Raw genomic sequence first — 19,038 nt, forward strand, 5'->3', positions numbered from 1 at the left:
CGCCGTGGGTGGCGGGGTGCTGCGGCCCCACGTTGATGTAGAGGTCCAGGGTCTCCAGCTCTCGCTCCGGTGGCTGCACTGCCATCTCTGTCACACCGCCTCGGCGCTTAGCCGCCCTCTTGCTCCAGGCGGCGCAGGGCCTCCTGGACGTATTGGCGCTCTTCCTCGCCGGAGAGGCCCTTGGCGCGGGCCTCCTCGCGGGCTTTCTTGATGACCTCGGCCTTCTTCTGGGCCAGGGCCACCTTCTGGGCCTTCTCGTCCACCGGGGCGGGGGCGCCGGCGGCCGCCGCCATGGCCGCCTGCACCCGCTCCTCCACCTCCAGGAGCCGCTCTTGCCATTCCTCTACCTCGGCCAGGGGATGGCTCTTGCGGAGGGGATAGTAGCCCAGCCCCTCCTCGGTGAGGAGCGGCCGCGGGTCGGGATGGCCGTCGAAGACGATGCCGAACATCTCGGCCGCCTCGCGCTCGTGCCAGTTGGCCGCCTCCCAGAGGTAGGTGACGCTGGGGATGCGAGGGTCGTCCACGGGCGCTCCGGTCTTGACGGCCAGGGTATGGCCGTGGCGGAAGGAGCGCAGGTGGTAGACCACCACCAGCTCCTCGATCTCGTCCACGCCGGAGAGGCAGCGCAGGTAGTCGAAGGCGAGGCGGTCGTCGTTCTTCAGGGTCTCCAGGGTGCGCAGGAGGTCTTCCCGCTTGACGACGATGGTGGGGTCCAGGGGCGTTTCGATGAACTGGAACTCCAGGTCCGGGAGGGCCTCCCGCAGCAGCCTCAGGACGGGGATGTCCGGTATCTGTTGGACGGTGGGAGTGGTCTCCTCGGCCATAGCTAGCGTCCTATCTTGTGACGCTCCTCCATGATCTTCTTCTGGAGGGCGATGAAGGCGTCCATGAGGGCCTCCGGCCGGGGCGGGCAGCCGGGTACGTAGACGTCCACGGGGATGATCTTGTCCACCCCCTGGAGGACGCGGTCGTAGCGGGTGTAGGGGCCGCCGTTGGTAGCGCAGGCGCCCATGGAAATCACCCACTTCGGGTTCGGCATCTGTTCGTACAGGAGCTTTACGGCCGGCGCCATCTTCTTCGTGACGGTCCCGGCGACGATCATCACGTCACACTGTCGCGGCGAGGGCCAGGGCACTATGCCGAAGCGGTCGAGGTCGTGGTGTGACATGTATGTCGCAATCATCTCGATGGCGCAGCAGGCCAGCCCAAACGTCATTGGCCACAGTGATGACTTGCGCGCCGCGGCGATGATGTAGTCCGCTGGCACCTGCAGGATGCCCGGCAGCAGCGAGCGGTACAGCGCCTTCGGCTGCTCCAGCTCCACCGGCGTCAGCCGCGCGTTCTCGATGGCCACTCCCAGGGAGTTCGCCCGCGGCCCGAGCTCGTCGCGAGCATAGACCATGATCTCCGGGACGCGGCCAGGCACCGGGGACGAAGACCGCGGCGGGCGTTGCGTCAGGTCCGGCGCGCCCGCGGCGGCGCGGATCGCCGCCGACTCCGCTCGCGCAGCGGCCTCAGAGGCAGGCTGCGCGGGCGCGCTCGCGCCCTCGGGCTCGGGGGCGGGTCCGCCGCCTTGAGTTCGCTCTACTTCCATTCCAGCGCACCCTTCTTCCAGGCGTAGGCCAGGCCGGCGCCCAGAATCAGAATGAAGACGAGCATCGAGTAGAGAGCAGTCTCACCAACACCGACGAGCGAGAGCGCCCAGGGGAAGAGAAACACCGCTTCGACGTCGAAGATGAGGAAGAGGATAGCGTAGACGTAGTAGCGGACGTTGATCTGGGCGCGGACACTGCCGATCGGCAGCATGCCGCACTCGTAGGGGGTGCCTTTGCCCCGGCTGGGAGCGTAGGGGGCGAGTACCTTGGCGCCGATGATCGCGGTCACTACGAGCATGCAGCCGATGCCTGCGGCCATCAGCACAGCGAGGTAGTTGTCGAAGAGGGCCTGCATGCCGCTGACCTCGGTCGTCCTACTCGCCCGCGCGAGTTGTGCAATCGCTCACGATGCCCAAGCGCATTCTATGCCCGCTCAATTTAAGGGTCAAAAGTGTGTAATCGACCGGGCCGGGGTCCTGATCAGGAGCTCGCCATGCAGGCCCGGCACGCTTCCTAGAGGTCCGGCTTTGCCACCATCAGGTAAACGATCACCACGAAGAAGATCGTCAGAAGGCCGCCGAGCGCCGGAAAGACGGGGTTCCGTAATTCCCTCATGACCTCGTCCGGTACCGGCCCGTCCGGGAGAGACTCGGCCTTCCTCGCGAGCCGCAGCGCTCCCGGGGTCAGTACCGCCTGCGATATGACCACGGCGACCCAGAACAGGACCTGGCCCCAGAGCAGCCAGCCGCTGCCCAGCTCGAGGTCTGCGTCCGCTGCCGCGCCGTAGCCGAACAACGGGACGAGCAGGATGCTCGCCCAGCCCAGGTACTGGTTGGTCTTTGACATGCGCGTGAATGCGCGCAGCTCCGCCATCGACCGCGCCCGGGGCATGAGCACGCCAGCAAGCGTGTCCACGGTGATCGTGCCGCCGAGTAATACGACGGCCAACACGTGCAAGACCTTTAGTTCCTCGTACACCTCTTCCCTCCTCGAAACCGGGGCGGGGAACGCGTGCTCGAGACGCAATCTAGACGGCTCGCCCACTTGAGTCGAGTGGGACGCTTCCATCAATCCCCGAAAGATGTCCCCGGCGGGGGTCTTGACACGTGACCAAATAGTCACATATAGTCTCGCTACCAGCATGGAGGAGGTCTTCAGAGCGCTCGCCGACCAGACCCGCCGCGAGTTACTCGACCGCCTCTTCCGTAAGGACGGGCAGAGTCTTACAGAGCTCGAAGCGGGCCTGGGCATGACCCGCTTTGGCGTGATGAAGCACCTGCGGCTCCTGGAACAGGCCGGGCTGGTGGTGACGCGAAAGGTAGGAAGGCAGCGGCTGCACTACCTGAACCCGGTGCCAATCCGGCAGATCCACGACCGCTGGATCAACAAGTACACCGAGTTCTGGGCCGGCGCCCTCGTCGAACTCAAGACTGGACTGGAGAACGAGATGGAAGCGACGAAGCCGCGTCAGGTATATCAGCTATTCATCAAGACCCTGCCCGAACGGCTCTGGCAGGCCATCACCAGCGGCGAGTTCACGAAGCAGTACTTCTACGGCACCAGCGTCGCCTCCAGCCTGCGCCCGGGCGAGAGCTTCGAGTACTGGCGCGACGGCACTCTCATGGTCGAAGGCCGCGTCCTCGAGGCTGAACCTCCACGGCGCCTCGTCCACACCTGGCGCTCGCTCTACGACCCTGAGCTCGCCGCCGACCGGCCAAGCCGCGTCACCTGGGAGATCACGGAGGAGACGCCGGGCGTCTGCCGCCTCACCGTCACACACGACGACTTCGATTCCGAGACGGCTACTTACCGGAACGTCGCCGGGGGATGGATGTGGGTGCTCAGCGGCCTCAAGTCTGTGCTGGAGACGGGCGAACCGCTGGCGCCAGGGAGCTGAGAGGAGGACTTATGGCCGAGCACGCGCACGGCGCGCCACCCCAGATCAGGCCCCAGCGCCTGGCCGACTACCTGGAGGTCATGTCAAAGGCAGTCTTCCAGAGCGGCATCAGCTGGGCGGTGATCGAGAAGAAGTGGGCCGGGACACGCGAGGCCTTCCACGGCTTTGACCCCGGGCGCCTCGCCGACCTTACGCCTGACGACGTCGACGCCCTGCTCCGGGACAGCCGCATCATCAGGAACCGGCGCAAGGTAGAGGGCATCGTCCACAACGCCCGCGCCCTCATGGACATCGAAGCCGGCAGGGGCTTCCGCGACTACCTGCGGTCCTTCGAAGACTATGAGGCGCTGGCGTCCGACATGAAGAGGCGCTTCAAGTTCCTCGGCGACATGGGTGTCTACTACTTCCTCTGGGTCGTGTCGGAGCCCGTGCCCGACTACGAAGAATGGCGCCGCCGCCACGGCATCCGTGAGATGCCGCCACGCAAGCGCTGAAAGTGGACGGGGAAGGAGCAATTGATTGGCTGTTGAAAGGCCCGTGACGGCCGCTTAGGCTAGCGCTTTATCAAGTCGCAGCAGCAGTGGATGTGAGAAATGGTTGCTCAAAGCCGTCCAATTCGCATAGGTCAGTTCGAGTACGACATCATCCTCGAGAGAGGGCCCGGTTCCGCCCCAGTCTATCGTCAGATCGCTGACGCCCTTCGGGAGAGGATTGTGTCGGGGCAGATCGCCACCGGGACCCGGCTGCCGCCGGAGAGGCGTCTTGCGGCTCAGCTCGGCGTCAACCGCTCGACCATTGTGACTGCCTATGACGAACTGGTGTCGGCGAACCTCGTCAACGGCCGTGTCGGCGACGGCACAGTCGTGACTTTCCAGGCAGAGCAAAGGGGTGCCGGAAGCGGGCGCTCGATACCATGGCACCAGCTTTTCGCCAACGGCTCCGCCGACCTCTCACCCTGGATCCGCGAAATCCTGCGAATCGCGCTGCGCAGCGACGTCATCCCTTTTGCCGCTAGCGAGCCTTCGCCCGATCTGTTCCCGATGGAGGAGGTGGAGGCGATCGCACACGGGGTGCTACGGGACGCGGGCGGCGATTGTCTCCGCTATTCACCCACCGAAGGCATTCAGCCCCTACGAGAGGCAATCGCCGAACGCATGCGACGGAGGGGCGCCCGCGTCAGCGCCGCTAACGTGATCATCACAGCCGGGGCACAGCAGGCGCTCGATCTCCTCGGGCGCTGCTTCCTCGATCCCGGGTCCGAGGCGGCGGTGGAGTCGCCGACGTTCGTCGGCGCGATCCAAGCCTTCCGTAACCGCGCAGCCCGGGTCGTGGGAGTCCCGGTCGACGAGCACGGCCTGCGTATTGAAGCCGTCGACGACTTGCTGCACAGACGCCGGGTGAAGCTCCTGTTCGTGACACCGAACTTCAGCAATCCGACCGGCGCCGTTCTGAGTGAGGAGCGAAGGAGCCGTCTAGTGGAGATCACGCGCCGGCATCAGGTCCCGGTGATCGAGGACAACGTGTACGGCGACACCTGGCTGGACAGCCCGCCGCCGGCTTCGCTGATCGAGCGGCCGGGCAGTGAGCATGTGATCCACGTCGGAAGCCTCTCTAAGGCGCTCTTTGCCGGACTCCGGATCGGCTGGGTCGTGGCCCAGGCGCCCGTTGTCGAACGCATGGCCTTGCACAAGCAGGTCGCGGACCTTTTCTCCGGAAGCTTCGCGCAGTGGTTAGCGCTCGGCATATTCCAAAGCGGCCTGTACGACCGTCACATCGAACGGGTCCGCACCGTCTACAGGGAGAGGCGAGACCAGCTCATCGCGGCACTGCTCCGCGAGGGGCGGGGCGCTATCGTGCCGAACCGGCCCACCGGGGGTTCGTTCCTCTGGTGCCATCTCAACGATGGCCTCGGCTCGCGGGACCTGCTGACGCAGGCTGCTGTCCAGGGCGTCACTTTCGTACCGGGAGACGTGTTCTCAGTCGAGGGGGAGGAGCAGTCTTCTCTGCGCCTAGGCTTCAGCCTGCTCAATCGTCAAGGGATAGAGGAAGGCGCCCGGCGGCTCTCCTCAGCGATAAACGCCCTCCGTCAACGCCGCAAGGAGGAGACCCAGGCGATCGCCCAGCCGCTGGTCTAGTGGGATGTCGAATAGCGGCCGCCTAGTTCGACGTATGAGTAGCGGCCGGTTAGGAGCAAGGATGTGAAACATATCTATCTGGCCGAGAAGCTCAGAGAGTTCACTGAAGCCGACCTGGCACTCAAGGCTGCGCGCGGACAAATGAGCTATGTCAGCAGGCCCGGGCTCGCCAGGTTGCTGGCTGACGGGCTCGGCCGCCTTCTCGTACTATGGGGGTCTCGCCTCCAGGAATGGAGCCGCACCAGGCAGCCCGACTCCGGGCTCGGCGGCATGGAAGACACACTGACCGCTTGAGGAAGGAGCTCAATCGATGGCCCAGGTAAAGGTCCTCGTCGGCACACGCAAGGGCGCCTGGATTTACACCTCGGACGAAAAGCGGGAGCGCTGGGAGATCTCGGACCCCATATTCCCCGGTTGGACCGTCTACCACATGGACATAGACCAGCGGCGTAACCCGCCCCGGATGTATGCCGCTGCCAACCACTGGGCCTGGGGCCGCTCGGTTGCCCGCAGCGACGACATGGGCAAGACGTGGGAGCAGCGCAGTCCCTCCCTCGCCTTTCCCAAGGACATGGGCATCAGCGTCGGCAACGTCTGGCTCGTGAAACCAGGCCATCGGAGCCAGCCCGGCGTCGTGTTCGCCGGCACGCAGCCCGGGGGCCTCTTCCGTAGCGACGACTGGGGCGAGTCCTGGGAATCGGTGGACAGCCTCAACCGCCACAAGTATCGCCAGTTCTGGAACCCGACCGGCGGCGGCGATTCATGCATCCACTCCATCGAGGTTGACCCGCGCGACCCCAACCGCATGTACGCGGCCGTCAGCTCCGGCGGCACCTACGTCACCGAGGACGGCGGCAAGAGCTGGGACCTGTGCTCGCACGGCATCGTCGTCACGACACCGGCCGCAAAGGAGTTCCTTGCCCAGATCGCCGAGGCCTTCCCGCAGCCGAAGGTACCGGAAGACGTTGACCCGGCGGCACTGGACGAGTTCCACAAGTTCGTGATCGACCCCAAGAACCCGGACCGTCTCTGGGGCCAATCGCACGTGGGCGTCTTCAAATCGGAACACAGAGGCAAGGACTGGCAGGACGTGACCTCGGGTCTCCCCTCGTTCCACGGCTTCCCAATCGCTGTCACCAAGCGGGACCCGGACGCCGTCTTCGTCGTGCCCATCGAGTACGGCGCCGACAACTTCCGCGTCGTCCGCAGCCAGTTCGCGGTCTGGCGGACGATGGACCAGGGCAAGACCTGGCAGCAGCTCACGCGCGGACTGCCCGGACCGAACAACTTCCAGAGCGCCTATCGCGAGTCGATGGACACCGACGGCCTCGACTCCGAGGGCGTATACGTGGGCACGACGAACGGCCACGTCTACGCCAGCCGCGACCTGGGCGAGAACTGGACCCAACTGCCCGGCACTCTGCCCCCTATCCTCGGCGTGACGGTCGCGGTGCTGCCCTAGCCGGCGCCGCCGGGCGGGCGAGCACAGGGGCCGGGCCCAGGTTGACCCGCGGGCCCTGGCCGGCGCCCCTTCGTCCGTGTCCAGCGGGGCCCGCCACCGACGGAAGGCGGCCGGTCCCCACCGAGCCGGGCGCAGCTCAGGCTCGCGTAACCCCTGAAGCCTTGCCCCGCGGGCCGAACGCCGCTAGCTTGGTGTAGTACCGCTTGTCCGCGCTTCACTCCGCCAGCCGCGCGGGGCCCTATGGAGGACACATGATAGACACCGGTGACCTGAGAAAGGGGCTGACCATCGAGATAGATGGCAACCTCTACACCGTCGTCGATTGGGAGCACAACAAGATGGGCCGCGGCGGCGCAAAGGTGCGGCTCAAGCTGCGCGACATCCGCGCCGGCCATATCTTCGAACGCACATACGACGCCGGCGCCAAGTTCGCCCGCGCCCGCGTAGAGCGCCAGAACGCCCAGTACCTCTACAACGACGGCGACCTCTTCTACTTCATGAACACCGACACCTACGAACAGATCCCGATGAGTAAGGACCGCGTCGGCGACCTCGCTCTCTACCTGAAGGAGAACGAGAACTGCCAACTGCTCACCTACGGCGACGAGGCCATAAGCGTCGAGCTTCCCGCCGCCGTCGTGCTCGAGGTCGTCGATACGGAGCCGGGCATCAAGGGCGATACCGCGCAGGGCGCCACTAAGCCCGCCAAGCTGGAGACGGGTCTCACCGTCAACGTGCCGTTGTTCATCAACGTCGGCGACAAGGTCAAGATCGACACCCGGACCGGCGCTTACCTCGAGCGCGCCTGATCGCCCGCCGCCCTCAAGCCGCGGCACACCACGGACAGCGCTGACGCTGCGTCCCGTAACTGACGCTCCCGTCTCGCCCTCTTCCGTGTTCCGCCCTCAGTAGCCCTTTCGCTTGTCGACCAGGCCTTCCAGCGGCTCCCCGGCCCGGAAACGCCGCAGGTTTTCGATGAACCGCTGGACGTTGCGGTGTCCCCGCATCTGCGATGCTCCCGCGGTGTGAGGCGTGATGACCACGTTGGGCATCGACCACAACGGGTGGTCCGGCGGCAGGGGCTCCAGGGGCGTCACGTCCAGGCCTGCGCCGGCAAGCCTTCCTTCCCGCAAGGCCCGGACCAGCGCCTCGGCGACGACGATAGGCCCCCGCGTCACGTTCACCAGGTAGGAGCCGCGCCTCATGGCCGCGAAGGCCGAGTCATCGAAGAGGCCGCGGGTGGCATCGGTGAGAGGGCAGCATATGGTGACGACATCGGAGGCGCGGAGCAGGTCGTGAAAGCGGTCCATCCGCCACAGCTCCCTCACCTCCTGCGGCCGGTCCAGGACCTCGGCGTCTGCGGCCAGTACGTCCATGCCGAACGCGCGGGCCCTCCGCGCGACCGCCCTGCCCGTGCCCCCGAGGCCAACGATGCCCATCGTCAGGCCGCTGAGCTCGATCATCTGGCGCCGCATGGCGAGCCGGCTGGGCCACGAATCCGGAGCCTCTAGCACGGCGCGCTTGATCTGGCGCGTCAGCGCCAGGAGAAGGGCAAAGGCGTGGTCCGCGAGATGCTCGCCGACGAGCGCCTTCTCGCCGGTCACGACCACGTCGCTCTCCACCAGCTCCGGAAACAGCATCACATCTATGCCGGAGACCACGGCGTGCACCCAGCGCAGCTGCTTCGCCTGGGCGAAGGTCCGCGGGTCCACCAGTCCGAGGATTACCTCGGCGTCTGGGAGGTGCTCGGCGGACTCCTCATCGTTGGACGCGACCACCACCTGCGCGCCGGCGCCCGCCGCTTCCCTGATCTGCGCGAGCTCTTCCTCAGTGACCTCTGGCAGCGTAAGCGCGCGGAGCTGGATGAGGACCTTCACTGCTGCATAGTCCCTGAAGCCCGCAAACGGATCGCCGGTAAGTGTCGGCCGCGTGCGGCCAACTCAGGCCCAGTCCGGCCGCCGGAGTTGACTCCTGGTCTTGCGCTCCAGGGTCGCGCGCAGGTCTTCGTTGATCTTCTGCGCCAGGACCCGCATCTCCTGGCTCGTGGTGCGCATCTCGTCCGTCTTCCACCGCCGGATTTTCGCCCGGTCAGAGTCGCTTAGCGGCGTCTCCTCGATGAGCCGCTGGATGACGAGAGACATCAGGTTCCAGGCCTCGTCGACTTCGAATTCGACCTTCACTCCTGGCCCTCCTTGGTCGACACATACCAACCTTTGCGCCGGATCAGGCGCGTCGTCTTTTCGTCCAGGATGGTGCCGAGGACCTCGTTCATCGAGACGGTGAGGTCAGCCATCTCGGCAGTCCCCTCGTTGTGGTCACTGCGCCATCGGCGCACGTGGTTCTTGCCCTCGTCGGAGAGCTCCACCTGGTCCAATACCTGCGCCACGACCAGCGTCATGATCGACCAGGCCTCGTCTGGCTCCAGGATTACCCGCATTCGCTCCTCCTCTGCACGCGAACTCGCCGCCACCGCTATCCGACGGTGGCCGGCGCTATCTTCCCTTGAAGTCCGGTTGCTCCCGCTTTTCGATGAAGGCCCGCACACCCTCGGCGCGGTCCTCGGTCGTCTGAAGGATTATGGTCAGGTCCGTCTCATAGCGCAGCGCCTGCTCTAGCGTCATGTCCGCGCCGCGGTGCACGGCCTCCTTCGCGTAGCGCGTCGCGATAGGCCCCCGCGAGGCAATCGTCCTCGCGATGGCCTCTGTGCGGTCCGCCAGCTCTGCGCGCGGGACGACGGCGCTGACGACGCCCGCTCGAAGGGCCGCCGCGGCGTCCAGCTCCTCACCGGCCAGGAGGACAGCGAGCGCCACGCCGCGCCCCGCGAGCCGGGACAGCCTCTGGCCGCCTCCACCGCGAGGCAGCATGCCCTGCCCGACCTCCGGCAGAGCGAAGCGCGCGTCGTCCGAACAGAGCCGGACGTCGGCGCACAACGCCAACTCGAAGCCGGCGCTCGAAGCGACGCCCTGTACCGCGCAGATCACGGGTTGAGGCAGCGCCGCCAGACAGCCAAAGGGGTCAGGAGGTAATTCGAAGCCCTCCCCGAAGGCCTCGATGTCCCAGCTCAGGCAGAAGTCGGCACCTTGGGCCGATAGGACGACGACGCGCACCTCGCTCTCGTCGCGCAGGGCCGAGCAGGCCTCGGCCAACTCGCGCAAGGCGCGCGGGCCGACACGGTTTCCCTCACCTCCGGCGAGCACGATGCGCGCCAGAGGCCGTTCGACGACTACGCGAAGGGCCTTGTACTCCATAATCCGGGCCGGACAGGTCCGGCTCGATGGTAGCAGATAGAGGCCTGCGTCAGGATGGCGCTCTCCGAGGCAGCCTGACGGTCACGGCGATCGTTACGGGGAGCGCGGTCGTGCTGGTGTTACCCGCGGTGATCGACGACCATCGACGGGGCGATCGCTCCCTGGTCCCAGATCGGGCTGGCCTCAGCCGGCGAACTTCAGCTTCGGGGCATGGGACATCGGCACATAGCGGCCGTCCTTCAGATAGCCCTGGTCTTCGATCCGCACGCCGCCCCAGCCCGGAAGGTAGATGCCAGGCTCGATGGTGAACACCATGCCGTCCTGCAGGACATCGGTGGAGGTCTGGCCTAGCCTGGGCGGCTCGTGCACCTGCAGCCCCACGCCGTGCCCGAGGCCATGACCGAAGTTCTCGCCGTAGCCAGCCTCCTCGATGACCTTGTGGGCGAGCATGTGCGCCTCACCGCCCGTCATGCCTGCCCGTACCAGTTCCTCGGCGGTCAACTGGGCGCCGAGCACGATGTCGTAGACCTTGCGGAATTTGTCGTCAGGCTTGCCGAGGACGATGGTGCGGGTCAGGTCAGAGACATAGCCGTTGAGCTTCACGCCCATATCGATGACTATGCCTTCGCCTTCCTGGATCACGTGGTCACGCGGTTGCGCGTGCGGCAGCGAGCCGTGCGGGCCCGCCCCGACGATGGTCTCGAAGGACATCCCTTCGCCGCCGTGCTCGCGGACGTACTTCTCTATCTCCCAGGCAACCTGACGCTCCGTCCACCCGGGTTCTATACGCTCGACGACGTATTGGAAGGCCTGGTCTCCGAGAGTGACGGCTGCCTGGAGGGCTTCGATCTCCGCAGGCTCCTTGATGACGCGCAGGGACTCCACGAGGTTCTCGGTCGCCGCGAGCTTCGGCCTCTCGCCCTCGGGCAGGGAGGCAACGGCCTTACGCAGGGCGTCGTAGGTTGCGTAGCTGATGCCGTGCGCTTCGAAGGCCAGCTTCTTGCCCCCGAGTCCAGCGCCGCGAATGAAGTCGGCAAGCCACGTGTGCATCGGTCCGTTGGCCTTGAACATTTCGAACTGCGGCGACTCTAGCTCCGCCTGCTCGAAGTAACGGAAGTCAACGGCGATGAACGCGGCGTCCATCGTGATCAGCAGATGGCCCATCGAGCCGGTGAAGCCGCTGAGATAGCGCCGGTTCGCGCCTACCGTCTTTGAGGTGTCTTCCGCGGGTGCGCTTATGAAAATCCCGGCCAGTCCCTTTTCCTCGAGCTTCTCCCTCAGCCTCGTCAGCCGGTCCTTCACGTCCTGCTCCCCTCTTGTCCCGAAAGCTCGGAGCACAGCCAGTCCAGCGCGTAGAGGTAGCCCCGCCAGCCGAGGCCGACGATGACACCCCGGCTAACACCGGACAGGTACGAGCGGTGGCGAAAAGCTTCTCTCGCGTAGACGTTCGAGATGTGCACCTCTACGGTCGCGAGCCCGCTGCCAGCAATGCAGTCGCGGAGCCCGATGCTCGAATGCGTGAGCGAGCCAGCGTTGATGATCAGCCCCTGGGCGCTGGCGGCGTTCTGCTGAATGAAGTCGATCAACGCCCCTTCGTGGTTCGACTGAAAGGCGGAAACGGCGACGCCGGCCTCGGCCGCCCTCTTCTCCACCCGCGCAACGATGTCGTCCAGCGTCTCGTAGCCGTAGATGTGGGGCTCGCGCTGGCCGAGAGTGTTAAGGTTGGGCCCGTTTACCAGAAGGATCCGCATATCGGTAGTTTGTAACACGGCCGCCGGGCCAAAGCTACGCCGGCCGCATCAAGACAGGGTCCCGGGCGCTGGCTCACCCATTCAGCGCGCGGGCGGCGTCCGCCGTTATACGCGCTGACTGCGACTAACGCGCCGCCAGCACTGCCACGCCGGCCTCGATCATGGACTTCCAGATCGCGAGGCCATCGGTGCCACCCATCAGCGCCTCGCTCGCGCGCTCCGGATGGGGCATCATCCCCAGCACGTTTCGGCCCTCGTTCAAGATGCCGGCGATGTTCTCGAGCGAGCCGTTCGGGTTGGCCTCCGGTGTCACAAGGCCGTCGAGCGTGCAGTAGCGGAAAGCCACGCGGTCCTCAGCGTTCAGACGCGCCAGGGTGGTGGCATCGGCGTAGTAGTTGCCTTCACCGTGAGAAATGGGGACTCGCAAGACGTCGCCCACGCGCGATGAACGCGTGAATGGCGACTTCGCCGTCTCCACCCTCAGGCAAACGTCCTGGCAGCGGAACTGAGTGCTGTCGTTGCGCATCAAAACGCCCGGGAGCATCGCCGCCTCGCAGAGGACCTGGAAGCCGTTGCAGATGCCTATGACCAGCTTCCCCCTCTCCGCCTCCCGCCTGACAGCGCTCATCACCGGGGAGAAGCGCGCTATGGCGCCGCAGCGCAGATAGTCGCCGTAGGAGAAGCCGCCAGGCAGGACGATGGCGTCATAGGACGAGAGGTCGCTTTCCCGGTGCCAGACCAGTTCGGCGTCCTGTTTGAGGATGTCGCGCAGGACGTAATGACAGTCGTGATCGCTCCAAGTGCCCGGGAAGACGACGACGGCAAATCGCATGCTGCAAAGCCATCATAACAGCCCCGGGTCAGGCGAATCTGGCCGGGGTCAGGCGTTCACCCGCGCCGCCTCGCCAGCCCGGGCATCGCGCCCGCGCAGGAAACCCGCGAGGAGGCCGCTCTTCGGCGAAAGGACCAGTGAGGCGAGAAACAGAGCTGTCGCCGTCAGGACGATGACGCCGCCCGCAGCCAGGTCGGTGTACCAGGAGACGTAAAGGCCCAGGACGCCGGCAGTGGCGCCCAGGGCCGCGCTCAGCACCATCATGCGCCCGATTTCGTCCACCCAGAGACGCGCGGTCGCGGCCGGGGTGACGAACATCGCCACGACCAGGACATTACCAACCGCCCTCAGGGAAATGACGATCGTCAGGGTGATCAACAGCAACAGCAGCGTGTCCACCCAGAAGACCGGCAGGCCCAGGGCCATGGCCATCTCGCGGTCGAAAGAGGACATCAAGAGGACCCGGCGCAGGGCCACGGCGAGTACGAGCGCGCCGCCGCCGACCATTAGGCTGAGCACGATATCTGTAGTCGTGACCGCAAGCACCTCCCCGAATAGGAACGAGGCGAGGTCGCGCGTGTAGCCCTCCGATGTGCTGATGAGGACGATCCCGAGCGCGAAAGCGCCCGCGAAAACGATGCCTATGGCCGTGTCCTCGCGGATCCGCCTGGTAAGGGCAAGGCTGCTTATCGCCAGTGCGGTCAAAACGCCGAACAGTGCTGCGCCCGCGAATAGGCTGGCCTTCAAGAGGAAGGCAATGACCACGCCGGGAAAGACGGCGTGGGCGATGGCATCACCGACGAAGGCGAGCCCCCGGATGACCACATAGGTCCCGAGCAAGCCGGCGACCGTCCCCATGACGATCACCTCCACGAGGGCAAGCCGCATGAACCTGAACTGGAGGGGATCGGTGAGCCAGTCCAGCATCAGACGTGGACGTGCGTATGGCCCGGGCTGGTCGGATGCGCGCCGGGGCCGTGATCGGCTGGCCCTTCGTGGTGGTGGACGTCCTCCAGTACTTGCGCATGGCCGTCGGATGGCACTTCGACGAAGTGGAGGTGTGTGCCGTAAGCCTCGCGCAGAACGTCCGGCCTGAACGTCTCCGAGACCGGCCCATAGGCGACGAGGCGCCGGTTGAGGACGCAGAGCGTGTCACAAATGCAGGCCGCGGTGTTCAGGTCATGCGTGGCCATCACTATCGTCTTGCCCTCTTCGTGAAACTCGGCCAGCAGCTCGACGAAGAGGTCCTGGGTCTGGGGGTCGACGCCGTTCATCGGCTCGTCGAGCAGGACGAGACGGCCCTCCTGGGCCAGGGCCCGGGCCAAGAAGACGCGTTGCTGCTGCCCGAAGGACAGCTGGCCGATGGGAGCATCGCGGCGGTCCGACATGCGCACCTTCTCCAGCGCCCAGGTCACTGCCCGGACATCGGACGGGCCCGGCCGGCCGAGCCAGCCCGTATGACGAAGGCGGCCCATCATGACGACATCCCAGACGCGTAAAGGGGTGTCCAGGTCAACTCGCTGGCGCTGCGGCAAATAGGAGAAGACGTCGCGCATCGCCTTCGGGTCCCGCCCCTCGACCCTCACCTCACCCTGAGAAAGGGGCAGGATGCCGAGGATTGCTCGCAGGAGCGTGCTCTTGCCGGACCCATTCGGGCCGAGCAGGCCCACGAACGCACCGGGCGCGATCGACAACGTGATGTCGTCCAGCGCCAGCCGCTCGCCGAGGCGCACGCTGACATGAGAAAGGCTCACGGCCTGTGCGGCGGTGGGTGCCCGGGCCTGTACCTGACGGCTAGCCATTTCTAAAGAGACTATATCTCAATTAGCGCGGGTCCAACGTTGGACCACGCGGCGGCCTGGTCTCGGTTGGCCGTCGGTCCGGGATTGCGAATGGGACTAGCCGCCGATGCGCGACATCTCCACTTTCTGGAGATGTACGGTCTCGTCGCTCCGGATCTCGGAGTAGCGGTCGTTACGCAGGGCCCAGATGCGCGCCAGGGCCGTCGCGATTTCGCTGTCAGTCCTGCCCTCGCGCAGCAGCTGGCGGAAATCGTGGCCAAAGACGCCGAAGAGGCAGGTGTAGAGCCGGCCATCGGCCGAAAGCCGCAGGCGGGTGCAACTGCCGCAGAAAGGCTGGGTGACTGAGGCAATCACGCCGATTTCGCCGGCGCCGTCCTTGTAGCGCCAGCGCTCCGCCACTTCACCGAAGTAGTTTGGCTCCACCGGCTCGATGGGCCACGCGCTGTCGATGGTGTCGATGATTTCTCGCGCGGAGACAACGTCCTCCATTCGCCAGCCGTTCGTGGTGCCGACGTCCATGTACTCGATGAAGCGCAGGATGTGGCCCGTGCCCCGGAAGTGCTCTGCCATCTCGAGGATGCTGTCCTCGTTAGCGCCACGCTTTACGACCATGTCGATCTTCACCGGCGTGAGCCCGGCAGCCGCCGCGTTGTCGATGGCGGCGAGCACCACGGAAACCGGGACGCCGACATCGTTCATCGCCTTGAAGACATCGTCGCGCAGCGAGTCGAGACTGATCGTTATCCGCTTCAGGCCGGCCTCGCGCAGCAGCCGTGCGCGTTCGCGGGTCAGAAGCGACCCGTTGGTGGTCATGGTCAGGTCACGCAGGCCTTCGACCTCGGCCAGCATCGCCACGAGCCTTTCGATATCCCGCCGGACCAAAGGCTCACCACCGGTGAGGCGGACCTTCTCCACCCCCTGAGATACGAAGATCCGGACCAGGCGCGTGATTTCTTCGAAGGTCAGGACCTCGGACTGGGGCAGGAACACGTAGTCGCGGCCGAACACCTCCTTCGGCATGCAATACGTGCAGCGGAAATTGCAGCGATCCGTGACCGACACGCGGAGGTCGCGAAGGGGTCTCTGCCTGGCGTCAGTGAGCGTAGTCATCTTGGGGCGATATGCTCAGGTCAGCATATCGCCCCAAGTATACAGCCTCCATGCTGGCGCCTAAGGCCAGGTCCTGGCCGTAATGCCGCGAATCCTGGTCCAGGTGAACGAAGAGGCCCTCTCGCCGGTCCTAGGCCACCAGGGACAGCAGGCTTGCGCAGCCCTATCCCACCTTGTTCAGGCGCGTGAAGTCATGGACGGCGTCGATCCACCGGATGGTCCCGGAGCGAGAGCGCATGACCAGCGATTGCGTCCGCGCGCCATTGGCGATGAACGTGACCCCTCGAAGCAGCTCCCCGCTGCTTGCCCCGGTGGCGGCGAAAAAGACGTCATTGCCCCCTACGAGTTCTGACGTCGTGTAAACGTGGTCCAGGTCCAACCCCGCCTCCAGACAGCGACGACGCTCGGCATCGTCCCTGGGCCAGGGCTTGCACTGGATGGCCCCGCCCGTGCAGCGGATCGCGGCAGCGGTGATCACGCCCTCGGGCGCGCCACCGATGCCCATGAGCACATCGACGCCGCTGTCGGGAAGCGCGGCCTGGATCCCGGCGGCGACGTCCCCATCGGTGATCATCTTCACCCGGGCGCCAGCCGCGCGCACGTCCGCGAGCAGCTGCTCATGTCTCGGCCGGTCCAGCATGACCACGGTGACCTCATCGACAGGCTTGCCGAGAGCCCTGGCGACGCGCCTGAGGTTCTCCGCCACGGGCGCATCGATGTCGATCACGTCGCTGGCGGCAGGGCCAACAGCGATCTTGTTCATGTAGAAGACCTCGCGCGGCACCTTCATCGTCCCGCGCGAGCTCATCGCGATTACGGCGATGGCGCCAGGCAGTCCCTTCGACATCAGCGTCGTGCCGTCGATCGGGTCCACCGCTATGTCAACTTGCGGTTCCGAACCGTCGCCGATGCGTTCGCCGTTGTAGAGCATCGGCGCTTCATCCTTTTCGCCCTCACCGATGACGACGACGCCGTCCATGCGAATGCCGCCCAGCGTTCGCCGCATGGCGTCGACGGCCGCCTGGTCGACGAGCTCTTTATCGCCCTTGCCCATGTAGCGCGCGGCGGACATCGCCGCTGCCTCGGTAACCCTGACCAGCTCCATCGCCAGATTGCGCTCTACGGGAAGCACGCCCCTGTCGGTCATGTGACTCCTTACCGAACGAAGCTCGCCCGGCCCTGCAGGACCTATTCGGGCCGCTCGAACCCCTCCCGCCGGCGGAACTCCTCGCGCTCCGCCTCTTCTTCGGCCCGTCTTTCTTCGGCCTCGCGGGTGAGCTCCAGTTGCTCCGCGGCCACTTCCTGGAGGTTGCGCTCGTACTCTTCGGCCGGTTTTGGCACGCGCGCCTCCAGGACTTCGTTCAGGATCGCGTAGAAATTAGCGCCGAGGTAATGCAGCGGCTTCTCATCGTTGTCCACGAGCAGCCAATGGTCCGTGAACGCATCCTCCTCGGCGGCCGCGGCGACCACGCGGCCGATGAGGAGAATGTGGTCCCCGACCTCATACTCCTCTTCGAGGCCGCACTCGAGCCAGCCGACGCAGCCCTCGAGCAGGACCGTCTCCACCCGCCGCGCGCGAAAGGTGGGCAGCTTCGTGAGTTCCAGCTTGTCGATATCTGCGCCGCTGACGCTCCCCAGAAACTGCACGTGGTGCAGGAGTCGCCGCGTGGGGATGTTCAGGGCGAATTCCTCGACCTTGTGGACGATGTCGTAGGTGTAGCGCTCAGGGCTGATCGAGACGGCGATTAACGGCGGCCGGATACTCACCGGCATCACATAGGCCACGGGCATGACGTTGTGCTTCCCGCGGTAAGAGCAAGTGAGGAGGGTGATGGGGGCCCCGGCGAGCAGGCGCCGACCGTCGACTTCGTCCAGGTTCCGCCGCATGCCTGGAGTATACGGCCATGGCAATCGAGGGCAGACGAAGCGACCCGCCCGGGCCGTCCGCTCATCGAGCTGGCCCATGACCGGCCGCCACAGCGGCCACAATCCCGAGGGGTCCGGGATCGCGCTTAGTCAAGAGGAGCCCTCATGGTCCGTCGCGGGAGCCCGGCACGGCCATCTCCGCCGGGGACGACCGTTTCCCTCGGCTTACGACCCCGAGTGGCCGCGAGTACGGGAGGCCCCTCCGACGAGCCTCACGCCCCTTCGGCTGCCTCGAATGCTGGCGGCAATGGGCAGCCGCAAACTCCGACAGCGCCCCTTGCGGGCGACTAGCCGCCTTCTAAGACCATGAAGGTGCCTGTCATGAGGCCGGCCAGCCGCCCATCCTCAGCCGTGGCCGTCGCCTGCGCCACGGCAATGCGGCCGCCCTTCTGCACCACCCGCGCTTCCGCTCTGAGCTTCCCACCACGGACGGCGCTGAGGTAGTTGATCTTCGCCTCCACCGTGGCGCAAATCTCGCCTTTATTCAAAAGCGAGGTAACAGCGCCGCCCATCGCCGTGTCCATGGCAGCAAAGAGGACAGCGCCATGAAGCACCCCGTTGGGGTTCATGAGATGCGGGCCGCCTTCCACCTCCAGAAGGACCCGCCCGTCCCCTCGCTCCAGGACCTCGAGCCCCATCGTCGCCAGTAGTCCGCTTTGGTCCGGGCCGGATCGCGCAAGGCGCCCGAGGTAGAATTCAGCCTCGACTAGCAAGGCCGCGTCGATCTGATCGATAAGTGCCCTCAGCCGAGCCTTGCTGTCCATAGCCTCGTCGCTCATCGCTCTTTGCTCTCCTTGCGCTGGCCCCTCACGATGCTAAGGGGCATCCTTGACTTGTGCCACGCATCGTCCTCGACTTCGAACCACCGAACGCCGATGCGCCTCAGCTGGCCGGCGACACCTCGGACCTCGCGTACTTTCTCTCGTGGGCATTCTCTGCACGCTATGGCGGCAACCACGAGATGTCCGTTGCATCTCTCATCCTGCGTGGGGAGTTCAAGATCGACCTCCGCCCGCTGCTCACCTTCGCCGACCGCGAAGTCGAGACCGAGGCCGACGCAGACATGCTAGAGAAAGCCTGGCAGGAACCCGGGCCGCTGGCGGACTGCTGTGACCGCGTCGTGCAGGCGTTCGACAGCGGCGAGAAGCGACTCTCCGCCCTCACGGAAGAGTATCCGGACCTCGTCCGGCAGATCGGCGAACTGGGTCAAATCGCCCGGTGGGCTGCTAACGCCGGTCTCCGCATCCGGGTGACTTTCAGCATGGAACCGCTGACTTGAG

The 19,038-nt window shown here is 65.7% G+C and carries 23 protein-coding genes; 6 read left to right on the top strand and 17 right to left on the bottom strand.

Annotated elements, in window-relative coordinates; translation table 11 throughout:
- Positions 1–107: 107 nt before the first annotated feature.
- From VNN10_02020 to VNN10_02035, 4 genes are all read right to left on the bottom strand, one after another.
- Positions 108–824 carry an NADH-quinone oxidoreductase subunit C gene (locus VNN10_02020; protein ID HXH20777.1) on the bottom strand — a complete coding sequence of 239 codons (717 nt, stop codon included), beginning with the start codon at positions 822–824 and terminating at the stop codon, positions 108–110.
- Positions 825–826: 2 nt separating this feature from the next.
- Positions 827–1,426, bottom strand: coding sequence for an NADH-quinone oxidoreductase subunit B family protein (locus VNN10_02025; protein HXH20778.1), 600 nt, complete (start codon positions 1,424–1,426; stop codon positions 827–829).
- Positions 1,427–1,584: 158 nt separating this feature from the next.
- Positions 1,585–1,950 carry an NADH-quinone oxidoreductase subunit A gene (gene ndhC, locus VNN10_02030; GenBank protein ID HXH20779.1) on the bottom strand — a complete coding sequence of 122 codons (366 nt, stop codon included), beginning with the start codon at positions 1,948–1,950 and terminating at the stop codon, positions 1,585–1,587.
- 158 nt (positions 1,951–2,108) lie between these two features.
- Positions 2,109–2,573 carry a DUF2269 family protein gene (locus VNN10_02035; GenBank protein ID HXH20780.1) on the bottom strand — a complete coding sequence of 155 codons (465 nt, stop codon included), beginning with the start codon at positions 2,571–2,573 and terminating at the stop codon, positions 2,109–2,111.
- A gap of 163 nt (positions 2,574–2,736) precedes the next feature.
- On the opposite strand from VNN10_02035, the gene VNN10_02040 reads away from it, so the two are divergent.
- The 5 genes from VNN10_02040 (at position 2,737) to efp (ending at position 7,898) form a co-directional block, all read left to right on the top strand.
- Complete coding sequence (locus VNN10_02040; protein ID HXH20781.1) at positions 2,737–3,492, top strand: metalloregulator ArsR/SmtB family transcription factor; 756 nt, start codon at positions 2,737–2,739, stop codon at positions 3,490–3,492.
- 11 nt (positions 3,493–3,503) lie between these two features.
- Positions 3,504–3,986, top strand: coding sequence for a DNA-3-methyladenine glycosylase I (locus tag VNN10_02045; GenBank protein ID HXH20782.1), 483 nt, complete (start codon positions 3,504–3,506; stop codon positions 3,984–3,986).
- Between the two features lie 99 nt (positions 3,987–4,085).
- Positions 4,086–5,627, top strand: coding sequence for a PLP-dependent aminotransferase family protein (locus VNN10_02050; protein ID HXH20783.1), 1,542 nt, complete (start codon positions 4,086–4,088; stop codon positions 5,625–5,627).
- A 310-nt stretch (positions 5,628–5,937) separates the two neighbouring features.
- Entirely contained in the window at positions 5,938–7,089 is a 1,152-nt protein-coding gene (locus tag VNN10_02055; protein ID HXH20784.1) for an exo-alpha-sialidase, read from the top strand.
- A 251-nt stretch (positions 7,090–7,340) separates the two neighbouring features.
- A complete protein-coding gene (gene efp / locus VNN10_02060; GenBank protein HXH20785.1) occupies positions 7,341–7,898 on the top strand; it encodes an elongation factor P in 558 nt (185 codons plus the stop codon).
- A gap of 96 nt (positions 7,899–7,994) precedes the next feature.
- Here the strand turns inward: efp and VNN10_02065 are convergent, their stop codons facing one another.
- The 13 genes from VNN10_02065 to VNN10_02125 all read right to left on the bottom strand — a co-directional run bounded on the left by VNN10_02065 (position 7,995) and on the right by VNN10_02125 (position 18,537).
- Complete coding sequence (locus VNN10_02065; GenBank protein ID HXH20786.1) at positions 7,995–8,966, bottom strand: D-2-hydroxyacid dehydrogenase; 972 nt, start codon at positions 8,964–8,966, stop codon at positions 7,995–7,997.
- 63 nt (positions 8,967–9,029) lie between these two features.
- Positions 9,030–9,269, bottom strand: a complete 240-nt coding sequence (locus tag VNN10_02070; protein HXH20787.1) for a hypothetical protein — start codon at positions 9,267–9,269, stop codon at positions 9,030–9,032.
- On the bottom strand, positions 9,266–9,526 hold the full coding sequence (locus tag VNN10_02075) for a hypothetical protein (protein ID HXH20788.1): 261 nt from the start codon (positions 9,524–9,526) through the stop codon (positions 9,266–9,268). Before VNN10_02075 ends, VNN10_02070 begins: the two co-directional genes overlap by 4 nt.
- 55 nt (positions 9,527–9,581) lie before the next feature.
- Positions 9,582–10,337, bottom strand: a complete 756-nt coding sequence (locus VNN10_02080; GenBank protein HXH20789.1) for an enoyl-CoA hydratase/isomerase family protein — start codon at positions 10,335–10,337, stop codon at positions 9,582–9,584.
- Between the two features lie 183 nt (positions 10,338–10,520).
- A complete protein-coding gene (locus tag VNN10_02085) occupies positions 10,521–11,639 on the bottom strand; it encodes an aminopeptidase P family protein (GenBank protein ID HXH20790.1) in 1,119 nt (372 codons plus the stop codon).
- Positions 11,636–12,088, bottom strand: a complete 453-nt coding sequence (aroQ, locus tag VNN10_02090) for a type II 3-dehydroquinate dehydratase (protein ID HXH20791.1) — start codon at positions 12,086–12,088, stop codon at positions 11,636–11,638. The genes VNN10_02085 and aroQ overlap by 4 nt, the downstream gene beginning before the upstream one ends.
- Before the next feature lie 124 nt (positions 12,089–12,212).
- Complete coding sequence (gene purQ, locus VNN10_02095) at positions 12,213–12,920, bottom strand: phosphoribosylformylglycinamidine synthase subunit PurQ (GenBank protein ID HXH20792.1); 708 nt, start codon at positions 12,918–12,920, stop codon at positions 12,213–12,215.
- A 48-nt stretch (positions 12,921–12,968) separates the two neighbouring features.
- Positions 12,969–13,847: a metal ABC transporter permease gene (locus VNN10_02100; GenBank protein HXH20793.1), complete on the bottom strand. Its 879-nt coding sequence runs from the start codon at positions 13,845–13,847 to the stop codon at positions 12,969–12,971.
- Positions 13,847–14,722, bottom strand: coding sequence for a metal ABC transporter ATP-binding protein (locus VNN10_02105; protein ID HXH20794.1), 876 nt, complete (start codon positions 14,720–14,722; stop codon positions 13,847–13,849). The genes VNN10_02100 and VNN10_02105 overlap by 1 nt, the downstream gene beginning before the upstream one ends.
- Before the next feature lie 96 nt (positions 14,723–14,818).
- On the bottom strand, positions 14,819–15,832 hold the full coding sequence (gene moaA / locus VNN10_02110; GenBank protein ID HXH20795.1) for a GTP 3',8-cyclase MoaA: 1,014 nt from the start codon (positions 15,830–15,832) through the stop codon (positions 14,819–14,821).
- Positions 15,833–15,995: 163 nt separating this feature from the next.
- A complete protein-coding gene (gene glpX / locus VNN10_02115; GenBank protein HXH20796.1) occupies positions 15,996–16,979 on the bottom strand; it encodes a class II fructose-bisphosphatase in 984 nt (327 codons plus the stop codon).
- 41 nt (positions 16,980–17,020) lie between these two features.
- A complete protein-coding gene (locus VNN10_02120) occupies positions 17,021–17,719 on the bottom strand; it encodes a flavin reductase family protein (GenBank protein HXH20797.1) in 699 nt (232 codons plus the stop codon).
- A 326-nt stretch (positions 17,720–18,045) separates the two neighbouring features.
- On the bottom strand, positions 18,046–18,537 hold the full coding sequence (locus tag VNN10_02125) for a PaaI family thioesterase (protein ID HXH20798.1): 492 nt from the start codon (positions 18,535–18,537) through the stop codon (positions 18,046–18,048).
- A 56-nt stretch (positions 18,538–18,593) separates the two neighbouring features.
- On the opposite strand from VNN10_02125, the gene VNN10_02130 reads away from it, so the two are divergent.
- Positions 18,594–19,037 (top strand): hypothetical protein, encoded by a 444-nt coding sequence (locus tag VNN10_02130; protein ID HXH20799.1) that lies wholly within the window; start codon positions 18,594–18,596, stop codon positions 19,035–19,037.
- Position 19,038 lies beyond the last annotated feature (1 nt).

The sequence above is a fragment of the Dehalococcoidia bacterium genome, from assembly GCA_035574915.1.
Lineage (GTDB): Bacteria > Chloroflexota > Dehalococcoidia > DSTF01 > WHTK01 > DATLYJ01.